11 protein-coding genes are annotated in these 13,314 nt (G+C 70.7%); 5 read left to right on the top strand and 6 right to left on the bottom strand.

Features of this window, described 5'->3' with window-relative positions; all coding sequences use genetic code 11:
* Nucleotides 1–15: 15 nt before the first annotated feature.
* Entirely contained in the window at nt 16–717 is a 702-nt protein-coding gene (locus OG588_RS45155) for an SDR family oxidoreductase (RefSeq protein ID WP_405952344.1), read from the bottom strand.
* A gap of 122 nt (nt 718–839) precedes the next feature.
* On the opposite strand from OG588_RS45155, the gene OG588_RS45150 reads away from it, so the two are divergent.
* The gene (locus OG588_RS45150) at nt 840–1,826 is read left to right on the top strand and encodes a D-cysteine desulfhydrase family protein (protein WP_405952343.1); all 987 of its coding nucleotides are present in this window, start codon (nt 840–842) and stop codon (nt 1,824–1,826) included.
* A 50-nt stretch (nt 1,827–1,876) separates the two neighbouring features.
* On the opposite strand, the gene OG588_RS45145 is transcribed toward OG588_RS45150, so the two are convergent.
* The 5 genes from OG588_RS45145 to OG588_RS45125 all read right to left on the bottom strand — a co-directional run bounded on the left by OG588_RS45145 (nt 1,877) and on the right by OG588_RS45125 (nt 8,222).
* A complete protein-coding gene (locus OG588_RS45145) occupies nt 1,877–2,236 on the bottom strand; it encodes a cupin domain-containing protein (protein WP_405952342.1) in 360 nt (119 codons plus the stop codon).
* A gap of 165 nt (nt 2,237–2,401) precedes the next feature.
* Nucleotides 2,402–3,379, bottom strand: coding sequence for a pyridoxal-phosphate dependent enzyme (locus tag OG588_RS45140; protein WP_405952341.1), 978 nt, complete (start codon nt 3,377–3,379; stop codon nt 2,402–2,404).
* Entirely contained in the window at nt 3,376–4,080 is a 705-nt protein-coding gene (locus OG588_RS45135) for a transcriptional regulator (RefSeq protein WP_405952340.1), read from the bottom strand. The genes OG588_RS45140 and OG588_RS45135 overlap by 4 nt, the downstream gene beginning before the upstream one ends.
* An 84-nt stretch (nt 4,081–4,164) precedes the next feature.
* The gene (locus tag OG588_RS45130) at nt 4,165–5,811 is read right to left on the bottom strand and encodes an alpha-amylase family glycosyl hydrolase (RefSeq protein ID WP_405952339.1); all 1,647 of its coding nucleotides are present in this window, start codon (nt 5,809–5,811) and stop codon (nt 4,165–4,167) included.
* Nucleotides 5,812–5,888: 77 nt separating this feature from the next.
* A complete protein-coding gene (locus OG588_RS45125; protein ID WP_405952338.1) occupies nt 5,889–8,222 on the bottom strand; it encodes a hypothetical protein in 2,334 nt (777 codons plus the stop codon).
* A 169-nt stretch (nt 8,223–8,391) separates the two neighbouring features.
* Between OG588_RS45125 and OG588_RS45120 the strand changes: the two genes are divergently transcribed.
* From OG588_RS45120 to OG588_RS45105, 4 genes are read left to right on the top strand one after another with little or no spacing between them, the layout of a single operon-like run.
* Complete coding sequence (locus tag OG588_RS45120) at nt 8,392–9,441, top strand: LacI family DNA-binding transcriptional regulator (RefSeq protein WP_405952337.1); 1,050 nt, start codon at nt 8,392–8,394, stop codon at nt 9,439–9,441.
* A 5-nt stretch (nt 9,442–9,446) separates the two neighbouring features.
* Nucleotides 9,447–11,033 (top strand): FAD-dependent oxidoreductase, encoded by a 1,587-nt coding sequence (locus OG588_RS45115; protein ID WP_405953378.1) that lies wholly within the window; start codon nt 9,447–9,449, stop codon nt 11,031–11,033.
* Between the two features lie 36 nt (nt 11,034–11,069).
* A complete protein-coding gene (locus tag OG588_RS45110) occupies nt 11,070–12,332 on the top strand; it encodes an extracellular solute-binding protein (protein ID WP_405952336.1) in 1,263 nt (420 codons plus the stop codon).
* Nucleotides 12,329–13,306 (top strand): carbohydrate ABC transporter permease, encoded by a 978-nt coding sequence (locus tag OG588_RS45105; protein ID WP_405952335.1) that lies wholly within the window; start codon nt 12,329–12,331, stop codon nt 13,304–13,306. Before OG588_RS45110 ends, OG588_RS45105 begins: the two co-directional genes overlap by 4 nt.
* The last annotated feature ends 8 nt before the right edge of the window (nt 13,307–13,314 follow it).

The following is a 13,314-nucleotide window of genomic DNA, read 5'->3' as shown; positions in this document are numbered from 1 at the left end:
TCGCTGCCGGTCCGGTCAGGCGGCCAACTGCGGGTACAGGGCGCCACCTTCGGCGGACAGCCCGGCCTTCACCTGACGGGTCAGGTCGTCGGCCAGTACCTCGAAGGCGCCGGACTCGATGCCGTCGAGTGCCTGCGCCGCGACGCTCTCGGGAGTGGACTTGGGCCCGTCGACATGCGCGGCCATGTCCGTGTCGACGTAGCCGACATGCAGTCCGGTGACGTCGATCCCGCGCGGCTTCAGGTCCAGGCGCAGGGAGTTGGTCTGCGACCAGAACGCGGCCTTGGAGGCGCTGTAGGAGCCGGCGAGACCGATCCAGGACAGCACCGAGTGGAAGTTCAGGATGTGGCCACCACCGTTGCGCTCGATGATCGGCACGAAGGCGCGCGTGACGAGCAGCGGGCCGTAGAAGTTGGTCTCGAACTCGCGCCGGATGTCCTCGACGGGCGAGTCCAGGAAGTTCGCGTTCACGGCCGCGCCCGCGTTGTTGATCACGATCGTGACGTCCTGCGCCTGCTCGGCCGCCGCCGCGACGGACGCGGGGTCGCCGACCTCCAGCGCCAGCGGCACGGCGTCCGGGTGCGTGACGGTCTTCGGGTCACGGGCGGTGGCGTACACCTTCTTGGCGCCGCGCTCGTACAGCGCCTCGACCAGCGCCCGGCCGATGCCACGGCTGCCGCCGGTGACGAGGACGACGGAGCCTTCGATGTTCGTCATGGGGGATCTCCTGAGCTGGGACGAAGAGAGAGGGAAACCGATCGGTTTCCTTACGAGAGCTACAGTAAACCGATCGGTTTCCATGGGCAAGCCCAGCAGCGGATCGACCGCCGAGACGCGCGATGATGTACGCCATGAGCGACGACCCGCACAGCGCCCCGCACGTGGAACTGGCCACCTTCCCCACCCCCGTCGAACCGGCCCCGAGACTGGCCACCGCGATCGGGCTCGGCCCGGACGACCTGTGGATCAAGCGCGACGATCTGACCGGTCTCGGAGGCGGCGGCAACAAGATCCGCAAGCTGGAGTGGACCGTGGGCGCGGCGCTCGCCGAGGGCGCGGACACCCTGGTCACCACCGGCGCCCCGCAGAGCAACCACGCCCGCCTGACGGCCGCCGCCGGAGCGCGGTCGGGCCTGGACGTGGTGCTGGTGCTGCGCGGATCGCCGGGTGTGTCGCGCTCCGGGAACCTCGCCCTCGACGGGCTGTTCGGCGCCCGGATCGCCTGGGCGGGCGACGTGGACCAGGCCGGACTGGACCGGGCGGCGGCCGAGGTGTGCGCACAGCTGCGCAAGGCCGACGCCAGGCCCGCGCTGATCCCGTTCGGCGGTTCCAGCGCGCTCGGCGCACGCGGCTATGTGCGCTGCGGTGAGGAGTTGCGCGAACAGCTTCCCGATCTGCGTACCGCCGTCGTCGCGCTCGGCTCGGGCGGCACGATGGCGGGGCTGGTGCTCTCGCTCGGGGCGGACGCGGTGCTCGGCGTCGACGTGGGCGCACTGCCCGAACCGACCGCAGCCGTAAGCGAGTTCGCGGGGCTGCCCGCACCGGAGGGACTACGGGTTCGGCGCGACCAGATCGGCGGCGGCTACGCCACGCTCACCGCATCCACCGCCGACGCCCTCACCCTGGCCGCGCGCACCGCCGGGCTCGTCCTCGACCCGACGTACACGGGACGTGCGATGGCCGGCCTGATCGCGGCCGTCCGGGACGGTGACATCAGGCCGGGCGAGCGGACCGTGTTCGTGCACACGGGTGGGCTGCCGGGCCTGTTCGGGCACGCGGAGGCCGTGGCGTACGCCGAGGGGCAGGTCGTCGAGTACCGGGCATGACATACGCGCCCGGCGGGTGCGGTGCCGCGGAGCGCGTACGTCCGGAGGGGCTACGGAGCCTTCGCGTAGTCCGTGGCCATGGCGCCCGCGAAGTCGTGCACGATCACCTGTTCGTCGCCGACGACCCACGCGTCGTGTCCGGGCGAGCACACGAAGACGTCACCGGGGCCCACTTCGCTCTCACCGCCGTCGTCCATACGGAGATGCATCCGCCCCTGGACCACGTAACCGTTGTGGTGGATCTGGCAACTCTCGGTTCCCGCGATCGGTGCCACGGACTCCGACCAGCGCCAACCCGGCTCGAAGGTGCCGATGGCGAAGTCGAGTCCGCTGAGGTGGACGGCTTCGAGGTGGCCACGGGGGAAGTCACGTCGCTCGTCCGGCTTGTCGACCGTCTTCACTTCCAGCATGACGGCTGCCTCCATTCCGGCCGCGCACAGCACGGCCGGGGCCGGTCTCCGTCTCCCGGCATCCTTGAACGGCACCGGCGCTCCGGCGGGGGCCGCGCCCCACCACTCCATCGTCTTCCTGTCCACCCGGGAGCGCCATTCGGGGGAACCCCTACTGGGGCACCGTCATGATGAACCGCTCGCGCACAACAACGCGAACCGCTCGCTGTCGATGTTGCCGCCCGACACGATCATCCCCACCCGCCCCGAGAGCCGGCCCACGCGCCCGGCGAGGAGCGCGGCCAGCGGGGTGGCACCGCTCGGCTCGACGACGATCTTCAGCCGCTCGAAGGCGAACCGCATCGCGTCCTTGATCTCCTCGTCACTGACCAGCGCGATCTCGTCGACCAGTCGCCGGTTCACCGAGAAGGTCAACTCACCGGGAATGTCGGCTGCTTGGCCGTCGGCGATGGTGCGCGGTACCGGGATGGACACGCGCCGGCCCGCCTCCAGGGACCGCTTGGTGTCGTCGCCGGCCTCCGGTTCGACGCCGATCACCCGGGTGCGTGGGTGCAGCCCCTTGACGGCGGTGGCCGTCCCGGCGATCAGCCCGCCACCGCCCACGGGCGTCAGCACGGCGTCCAACTCCCCCACTTCCTCCACGAGTTCGAGTGCCGCCGTGCCCTGCCCCGCCATGATGTGCGGATGCTCGTAGGGCGGGATGAGGGAGAGTCCGCGCTCGGCGGCCAGGGCCTCGCCGATGGCCACCCGGTCGCCGCTGTAGCGGTCGTAGGTGACGACCTCGGCGCCGTATCCCTCGGTGGCGGCGCGCTTCGAGGCCGGGACGTCCTCGGGCATGAGGATCACCGCGGTGGTGCCGAGTTCGCGGGCGGCGAGGGCGACCGCCTGGGCGTGGTTGCCGGACGAGTAGGCGGCGATGCCCCGCGCGAGTTCCTCCGGTGTCAGCCGGGAGGCCGCGTTGTAGGCGCCGCGGAACTTGAAGGCGCCGATCCGCTGGAAGTTCTCGCACTTCAAGTACACCTCGGCGCCGACGAGTTGATCGAGGGTGCGCGAACGCAGTACCGGGGTGCGGTGCGCGACGCCCTTGATCTGTGCGGCGGCGCTGAGGACGTCGTCGAGGCTGATGGGCGGGGTGGTGGTCACGCGGCTCCTCCATCGGAAGCGGGATCGGAAGTGGCGGGGGTGCCGGTCGCGGCCCGCGCCTGCGAGAGGTAGCTGTAGGCCGAGGCGCGGGAGATGCCCAGCCGGACGGCGACCTGCTCGATGGCCCGGCGCACGGCGAACACCCCGTGCTCGTCGAGGCCGCGGAACAGCTCCAGCCGCTGCGCGCGGTCGAGTTGGACCCAGGTCCGGCCCCGCCGCAGCTGATGGGCGTCAACGATGGCCTCGACGACGGAGTCGATGTCGTTGCCGAAGGTGGTGGTCGGTGTCTCAACCGCGCCCGCGCCGCCGATCCCGGCCAGCAGGGCCTGCGCCTGCTGTACGGCGGTGACGTCGACGTTGACGCAGAGCGCGCCGAACACCGCGCCCGTGGAGTCCCGGAGGACCATCGTGGACGACTTGAGCTGTTGGCCGCCCTTGGTGCGGGTGAGGTAGTTCAGCTCGTCGGCGGCCTCGTCCCCGCGCGCGAGCATCCGTAGCCCGATCTCGCTCATCGCCCCGCCCGCCGACCGCCCGGTCAGGGCTCCGGCGACGGCGACCACCGACTTCTCCGGGTCCCGATAGTCGTGCAGCACCACCTCGCACACCGGCCCGAACGTCGCCGCGATCCCGTCGACGAGGGGCACCAACGCGCCGACGATCGCGTCCCGTTCGGCGTCCAGGGCCGGACTGCCGTTCGCCATTCCCGCCCCCCGCTTCAGACTGTACGTCCAGTGACTATACCAACAGTCCAACACACTCCGAAGCTCTTGGGAATCGAGGGCGCTCTAGACGTCGAGCCAGACCGCGTGATCCGTCGCCAGCACACCGTCCTCGACAGGGGCGCCGGCAAGGAGGACGGAGGAGTGGTCGGGGAGCGTGTACGGGGTGGCGGAGAGGTTGACCACGCAGACGAAGCCGGGGTCCCGGCGGAAGGCGAGGACGCCGGGGGGCGTGTCCAGCCAGGTCAGGGTGCCGTCGCCGAGGGCGGGGTGGGCGCGGCGCAGCCGCAGGGCGGTGCGGTACAGCTCCAGCATGGAGGCCGGGTCGCCGGTCTGCGCCTCTGCGGTGAGCGCGTTCCAGCCGGCGGGTTGGGGCAGCCACGGCGGGGCGGGGGCTTGGTCGGGGCTGAAGCCGAACGGGGGGTGCTGACCGGACCACGGGAGGGGCACCCGGCAGCCGTCGCGGCCGGGGTCGGTGTGTCCGGAGCGCTCCCAGATGGGGTCCTGTCGGACCTCGTCGGGCAGGTCCTCGACTTCGGGGAGGCCGAGTTCCTCGCCCTGGTAGATGTAGGTGCCGCCGGGCAGGGCGAGGGTGAGGAGGGCGGCGGCGCGGGCGCGGCGGAGGCCCAGGGTCAGGTCGAGGGGGCCGCCGGGTGCATAGCGTTCGCCGGCGACCCAGCGCTTGGCGGCGCTTCGGCCGTAGCGGCTGGGGTGGCGCGTGACGTCGTGGTTGGAGAGCACCCAGGTGGCGGGTGCGCCGACGGCGCCGAGCATCGTGAGGGAGTCGTCGATGACTCCGCGCAGGTCCTCCGGGTTCCAGTCGGCCATGAGGAAGTCGAAGTTGAAGGCGGTGTGCAGGGTGTCCTCGCGGACGTAGGCGGCGAGGCGTTCGGGGGTGTCCGCCCAGGCTTCGGCGACGAAGCAGCGGTCGCCGTCGAACTCGTCGGCGACCTTGCGCCAGGCGCGGTAGATGTCGTGCACCTCGTCGCGGTCCCAGTGCGGGTGGTCGACGTGCTGCCGGGGTTCCTGGTCCGCCGCGTCCAACCGGGCCGGTACATCGGGCAGTTCGGGGTGCTTGACGAGGCCGTGGGCGACGTCGATGCGGAAGCCGTCCACACCCCGGGCGAACCAGAACCGCAGGATGTCCTCGAACTCGGCGTGGACATCGGGGTGTTGCCAGTTGAGGTCGGGTTGCCCGGGGGCGAAGAGATGCAGATACCAGTCGCCGTCGGGCAGCCGGGTCCAGGCCGGGCCGCCGAATTGGGAGATCCAGTTGTTGGGCGGCTGCGTGCCGTCGGGGCCGCGGCCGGGCCGGAAGACGTATCGCTCCCGTTCCGGGCTGCCGGGGCCGGCCGCCAAAGCCGCCTGGAACCAGGCGTGTTGGTCCGAGGTGTGGTTCGGGACGAGGTCGGGGACGACACGGATGCCGTGCTCGTGTGCCTCCGCGATGAGCTGCTCGGCATCGGCCACCGCGCCGAACAGCCCGTCGATCGCGCGGAAGTCGGCGACGTCGTAACCGCCGTCCGCCATCGGGGACTTGTACCAGGGGTTGATCCAGATGGCGTCCACCCCGAGCGCCTTCAGATACGGCAGCCGGGAGCGGAGGCCGGTGATGTCGCCGACGCCGTCGCCGTCACCGTCGGCGAAACTGCGGATGTAGACCTGGTAGATGACGGCGCTGCGCCACCACGGCGAGGTACCGGGAACGGACATGCGGCTGATTGCTCCTTCGACGCGGGAGTTGCGGGAGTTCGGGAGAAGGGGGGGGCACGGGGTGGCTCGGCGGACTGTCAGCAGCAGCCCGCCAGCGTGTCGCCATCCGGCCCGGCCACCGGGGTCAGGCCGTAGAAGACGCGCGGGGCACCGTCGAGCGTGAGGGTCACCTTGCCCTGGGCCGTGGGGAGTTGGCGGCTGCGGCCGATGGCGTCCAGCTCGCGCACGGCGTTGCCGGCGGTGACCGTGAGGTGGGTCTTGGTCGGCCAGGGGTCGGCCCAGACCTCGGGGGCGGGGAAGTGCCAGTCGGCGCGCTCGCCGACGGTGTTCAGCAAGTAGCCGTCGGCCCTGTTCCACAGGACGACCGCCGCGCCGTCGGGGGTGTCAAACCACAGGCCGAAGGTCTGCGGGTCGGGGAAGGTCAAGTGGCCCTGGAACGTGGCCTGGTCGAGTGCGCGGGCCGCGGTCGCGTACGCCAGGAGCGAGGGCTTCGGGCTGAGGTCGCGGTTCATCAGGCCGTAGTGGTACTCGACGTTGTCCGGGTCGGCGACCTGCGACATGCCCAGCACGCTGTCGTGGAACTGGTACCAGCACACGCAGGTGACGCCTTCGGCCTTCGCCAGTGCCAGGGTGAGCAGGACGTTCTCGGCGGCGTGCCGGTAGGTGTCGTGCCACCAGCTGTTCGGCTTCGTCGGCGCATAGGCCTCGGTCAGCCAGATCTCCTTCGCGCCGTGCTGCGCCATCAGCGCCTTGAGCTGCTTCAGTCCGCCGTAGAAGTTCCAGTACGTGCCCGCGGAGCCGGTGCTCCAGTCGTCGCCGGGCGGTATGTAGTCCGGGGTGAAGTTGCCGCGGCCGGGGTGGTAGGCGAACGCGTCGATCAGGTCCCAGCCGCCCGCGGCGATGAAGTTCTCCACCCAGGGCTTGTCCATCCCGGCGAGTCCGTTGTTCATCAGCTTGACGGTGTCGCCGGTCACGGCCCGCCGGTCGAAGACCGGGCGCAGCGCCTTGTTCAGGTAGGCCACGGCGGCCGTTCCCTCGTTGAACGGCCGGTTCAGTTCGTTGCCGACCTCGAAGTAACCCGCTCCGGCCCCTTGCGCCACGGCCAGTTTGTCGGCCGCCCAGGCCTCCGCCGCGGTGTCGCTCACGTCGAGCTCCGGCTGCAGCTCGATGTTGTGGCGCATGCCCCGTGCGTCGAATACCGAGGGCGGCAGTCCCGGGCCGCCTTCGTAGGCGATACGGACCAGCGAGATGCCGGCCCGCCGCCAGAGGTCGAGTACGGCGTCGGCGCTGGGCCGTTGCAGCCAGGGGTAGTTGGCGATCCCGAACATGCTGTCCGCGCCCGCCTGGTAGGTGAACGGCGGCAGGGTCGCGAGGTTGGTCCGGGCGAACGCCTCGTCGGTCCCGGACCGTACGACGACCTCGGCGAACACGACGCCGGCGGCCGGCGCGGGCACGGTGAAGGTGTGCTGCCAGGTGCCCGCCGCCGCGATCGTGCCGGTCACCGTGGTGGTGGCGAGCTGCGTGCCGTCGAAGTCCCTTACGGACAGCTCCAGTTCGGCTGTGCGGGCGGCGCCGCCGTTGGCCACCAGGGCGGTGAGCAGCATCGGCTCGCCGGGGGTGTCGTAGAGGTTGAAGTCGCTGTCGGTGGTCAGCTCCAGGCCGAGTTCGACGCCCCGGCCGATGGTGGCCGTGGCCGACGGTCTGGTCTCGGAGAAGAAGAAGTCGGCCTCGCTGGTCCAGCCGCCGGCCGGGTCGGCCGTTCCCGGGGCGTGGATCCAGGTCGCGTTCGTCCAGGCCTGGCGTGAGCGGTCCAGCAGGAACAGCCCGTGCAGGCTGCCCCAGGTCGAGGTGTGGGCGACGCCGGCCGTCTCCTCGTAGGGGATGCCGCCGCCGGTGTCGCGGACCCATTCGGTGATCGCGATGTAGTCGTCGGGCGCGGTCGGCACCTGGATCGCCCGGCTGAACAGGAAGCCGTCCGGCAGCAGGGTGTCCGCGCCGGTGATCCGCCACTCCAGCCGGGCGTGACCGGTGCTGACGCTGAACCAGCCGGTGACGGTGGCCGCCCCGGCGGCGGCGTCGAAGGTGTAGTCCATCCGGATCGCCGGTGTCCCGTCCGGCAGCGCGGCCAGTACGGGGGTGCCGCCGGTCGACAGGTGGATGCCGGTGGCCTGGTCCTTGATCTGGAACTTCGACCCGGCGCTGCGGGTGACACCGGCGGCGTCGCGGATGGCGAGCCGGCCGCCGATGCTCGCCAGCAGGCTGATCCCACCCGCGGTCAGGGTGACATCGCCGGTCGCGGCATGGGCGGTCACGGCGGTGGGCTCGGCGATCAGTACGACGCCGGCCGCGAGCGCCGCGCCGAGAAGACGGCGACGGCTGAGGTGGGCGCCTTCGGCATGGGGAGTGGTCATCGTCTGCTCCTGTCTGGCCACGCGCTGTTGTGATAATGCCTATCTTCAACGGCGTGACACGGACGGTCTCAACCAGACACGCCCTCGGTCAAGGGGTATTGCGCTTTTGTTTCGGGCGGTTTAACGTCACCGACGTCCGCTGAAGTTACGCATTATCAACGGAGGATCGATGCCAACGAAGCCGCGCCGGGTCACTCAGCGCGAGATCGCCGAGATCGCGGGGGTCAGTCAGACCACCGTCTCGGTGGTGCTGAACGACCGTGACGGCACGAACGTGCGCATCCCGGAGGAGACCCGGGCGCGCGTCAAGGCGGCGATCGAGCAGGCGACGTACGTCGCCGATCCGGCGGCCCGCCGACTGGCCGGTCTGGACAACCAGATCATCGGCGTCTTCACCTACGAGGAGGCCCTGTCGCCGGAGAGCCTCGACTTCTACGGCCCGCTGCTGAACGGGATCGAGCGTGCGGCCGAGGAGATCGGCTGGGACCTGCTGCTCTTCACCTCCTCGCCGGTCGAGAACGGCACCCGCAGTCTGTTCCACCGCAAGACCCGGCTGCGGCTCACCGACGGCTGTGTCCTGCTCGGCCAGCAGATGGTCGGCTCCGAGCTGGAACGTCTGGTCGCCGAGCAGTTCCCGTTCGTCGCGGTCGGCCGCCGGGACGAGACGGCCGCGGCCGTGCCGTACGTCGGCGTCGACTACGTCACTCCGGCGAACGCCGTGATCGACCTGGCGGCGGACAGTGGACACCGCCAGGCCCTGTATGTGCACCGCGGCCGGGACACCGCCACCGCGCGGGACCGGCGCGGCGCGGTCGAGGCCGCTTCGGCGGCGGGCCGGATGGCGTTCATGCTGGTGGGTGAGGAGCGCGTCGCCGAACTGCCCCGGCTGGCACGGGCCACGGACGCCACGCTGATCATCGCCGAGGACGCCTTCCTCACCGAGGACGTCATCCTCTCGCTGGTCGGCGCGGGGGTGGACGTGCCCGGCGAGATCTCGGTCGCCGCCTTCGGTGAGGTCCGCGGTCATCGCACCGACGGACGGGCACTGACGGGCTTTCGCGTGCCGCGCAAACAGGTCGCCGCCGAGGCGCTCGCCCTGCTCCAGCAGCTGATCACCACCGACCCGCCGGAGTGGGCGGAGCTGGACATCCAGCGGCTCCTGGTGGCCGAGGTCGAAGCCGGCGACACCATTGCCGCCCGGCCGGCGGGGCAGTCGTGAACAGGATCGCCACAGAGGTGGCGGTCATAGGCGGCGGACTGGGGTCGGTGGCAGCCGCTCTCGCGCTGCTCCAGCGTGGACACCGGGTCGTGCTGACCGAGGAACACCCTTGGCTGGGCGGCCAGTTGACCTCGCAGGCGGTGCCGCCGGACGAGCACATCTGGGTGGAGCAGTTCGGCGTGACCGCCCGCTACCGGGCGCTGCGGGAGAACATCCGCCGCTACTACCGGGACCACTACCCGCTCTCGGACGAGGCCCGCGCGGACCGTGAACTCAACCCGGGGCGCGGCCGGGTGAGCCGGCTGTGCCACGAGCCGCGGGTGGCGCTCGCGGTGATCGAGGCCCTCCTCGCGCCGTACCGGTCGAGCGGCCGGCTGACCGTCCTGCAACCCGCGGTCCCGGTCGCGGCCGACACCGTGGACGGCGTGGTCCGCACGGTCACGGTCGCCGACCCGCGGACCGGGCAACACAGCGTGATCAGCGCGGAGTTCGTGCTGGACGGCACCGAGACCGGTGACCTGCTGCCGCTGACCGGCACCGAGTACGTCGTCGGCGCCGAGGCGCGGTCCGACACCGGCGAGCCGAGCGCTCCGGACGTCGCCGACCCGGCCAACGTGCAGTCGATCGCCTGGTGCTTCGTCTTCGACCACGCCCCCGGGGACCACACGATCGCCCGGCCCGACGACTACGACGAGTGGCGTTCCTTCGAACTGCCCTACTGGGGCGCGCCGATGCTGTCGTTCACCGCGCCCAACCCGCGCACCCTGGCGCCGGAGCAGCGCACCATGATCGTCAACCCGGAGCAGGACGTCTCCGGCGATCCGCGGTTCGACGCCGGAGATCGGGACCTGTGGCAGTTCCGGCGGATCGCCGCCCGCCAGACCTTCACCGACGGCCTGTACGACAGCGACATCGTGCTGGCCAACTGGCCCCAACTGGACTACGTCGGCGGCTCGATCATCGACACCGACGATCGGGAGCGGCACCTGGCCGAGGCCAAGGCGCAGTCCCGGGCCTACGTCCACTGGCTCCAGACCGAGGCGCCCCGCCCCGACGGCGGCCGGGGCTGGCCGGGGCTCAGGCTGCGCGGGGACCTGGTGGGCACCGACGACGGCTTCGCGCAGGCCCCGTACATCCGGGAGTCCCGCCGGATCAAGGCGCTGACCACCGTCCGCGAACAGGACATCTCCGTCAAGGCCCGCGGGTCCGACGGGCCGGCCCGGTTCGACGCGTCCGTCGGGGTCGGGATGTACCGGATCGACCTGCACCCCTCGACGGGCGGCGACAACTACATCGACGTCGAGTGCGCGCCGTTCGAGATCCCGCTGGGCGCCCTGGTCCCGGTCCGGACCCGGAACCTGATCCCCGCCGCCAAGAACATCGGCACCACCCACATCACCAACGGCGCCTACCGGCTCCACCCGGTCGAATGGAACGTCGGCGAGTCCGCGGGGGAACTCACCGCCTTCTGCCTCGACCGCGGACTGAGCCCCCAGCAGGTCGCCGCCGAACCCGCACTCGTCGAGCAGTTCCAGCACCGCCTGGTAGAGGCCGGCGTCGAACTCCACTGGCCCGAGGTCGTCGGCTACTGAGTCGGACCGGCACCCGCACGCGAAAGGAACCCACCCATGATCAGAACCAGAAAGGTGCTGAGCACTGTCGCCCTGACGACGGTCCTCGCGCTGACCGCGGCCTGTGGCGGTTCGTCAACCGGCACCTCCGACAAGGCAGTTGAGCTGCGGATGACGGTCTGGACCTCGGACAAGGACCAGCTGAAGCTGTTCGACAGCATCGCCGCCGCCTACCGGGCCGCCCATCCCGACGTCGCGAAGATCACCTTCGAGAGCCTCCCGTTCGCCGACTACAACACGACGCTCACCACCCAGATCGCCGGCGGCAACGCCCCCGACCTCGCGTGGATGGGCGACCTGTCGCGGGACCTGATCGCCTCCGACGCGCTGCTCGGGCTGACGGACACGCTCAAGGCGACCCCCGGCTGGAAGTACGACGACCTGCTCGGCAGCGTGACGGCGGAGTTCAGCCGCGACGGCACGCTGTACGCGTACCCGTTCTCGAACTCGCCGTACGCCCTCTACGTGAACACCGACCTGTTGGCCAAGGCCGGCCAGAAGATCGACCCGGCCTCCCTGACCTGGGACCAGGTCGCGGCGGCCGGAGCGGCCGTGCACGCCAAGACCGGCAAGGCCGGCTTCGTCGTCCGCGACTTCGACTACACGGCGTGGAACACGCTGGCCACCGTGTGGACCGGCTGGGGCGCGTCGGCGTGGAGCGCGGACGGCAGGACCTGCACCTTCGACAGCCCCGAGATGCAGCAGGCGTTCACCTTCCTGCACGACGCGGCGTTCAAGACCAAGGCGATGCCCGGCCCCGGTACCACCGCCGACTTCTTCGCCGGTGACGCGGCCTTCACCGTCGCGCAGGTCTCCCGCGCCTCGCTGCTGACCGGCAAGTTCAAGTTCGGGCTGTACCCGCTGCCCGCGGGTCCCAAGGGCACGTACTCCGTGCTGGGCCAGGCCGGGATGGGCGTACTGGCCTCCAGCAAGCACCCGAAGCAGGCGGCGGACTTCCTCGCCTACCTGACCGATCCGGAGAACGCCGCCAAGCTCGCCCAGTACTTCCCGCCGCCCCGGAAGTCGCTGCTGACCGGGGCCAAGCTCGCCGCGAACAACAAGGTGCTGAGCGCTTCCCAGCTCCAGGACGCGGTGGTCGACCAGCTCCCTGACGCCGTCACGCTGCCCAACCACACCAGTCCGGCGGAGATCGCCCAGAAGGGCAAGACGGCGCTCGACGCGATGTGGCGCGCCGACGCCGACGTCCCGGCAGTCCTGAAGTCGGTCTGCACCGCGATCAAGCCCCTTCTCTCCAAGTGAGCGGGACACGGGCCGCCGAACCGGCCGTCGAGCGGGCGCCGGCCCGGTCCGCCGCCAGGACCGGGCGCGCATCGGGGCCGGCCGGTCCGGCCTTCTGGACCTCCCGCCGCCGGGACGTACTGACCGGCTACCTGTTCGTCCTGCCGCAGCTCGTCGGGGTGGCGGTGTTCGTCCTGCTGCCGGTCGGCATGGCGATCTGGTACAGCCTCCACGACTGGAACGTCTTCACCGGCAAGCAGACCTTCGTCGGCGGCGAGCACTACGCGGCCCTGGCCGACGATCCGCAGCTGCCCAAGGTGCTGCTGGCGACTCTGCTGTTCTCCGGCGGAGTGGTGATCGTCAACATCTCCCTCGGACTGCTGATCGCCGTCCTGCTCAACCGGAAGTTCCGCGGTGTCACGGTGTTCCGGACGCTGTTCTTCTCTCCCGTGGTGGTCTCCGTGGTCGCCTGGACCCTGGTCTGGGGCTTCCTGCTCCAGGACAACGGCGGCGTCAACGGCCTGCTGGCCACCGTCGGCATCGACGGACCGAACTGGCTCAAGCAGGGCGACACCGCGATGGTGTCGGTGATCCTCACCCAGGTGGTGCGCAGCGTCGGGATCAACATGGTGCTGTTCCTGGCGGCCCTCCAGGGCGTGCCCCGGGAGCTGTACGAGGCCGCCCGCATCGACGGCGCGAACAGCCGCACGGTCTTCACCCGGATCACCTTGCCGATGATCTCCCCGACAGTGCTGCTGACCGCCATCGTCACGGTCGCCGGGGCACTGCAGTCCTTCGCCCAGATCGCCGTCCTGACCGGCGGCGGACCAGGCCTGTCCACCACGGTCCTCGTCTACTACGTGTTCCAACAGGCCTTCAAGTTCAACGACATCGGCTACGGCTCGACGCTGGCCCTGATGCTGCTGTCCTTCGTCATGCTGCTCACCTTGCTGCAATGGCAGCTGCGCCGTAAGTGGGTGTTCTATGAGGACTGACCGAGACA

The organism is Streptomyces prunicolor (assembly GCF_045162825.1).
Lineage (GTDB): Bacteria > Actinomycetota > Actinomycetes > Streptomycetales > Streptomycetaceae > Streptomyces > Streptomyces prunicolor.
This window is presented reverse-complemented; position numbering and strand designations above follow the sequence as displayed.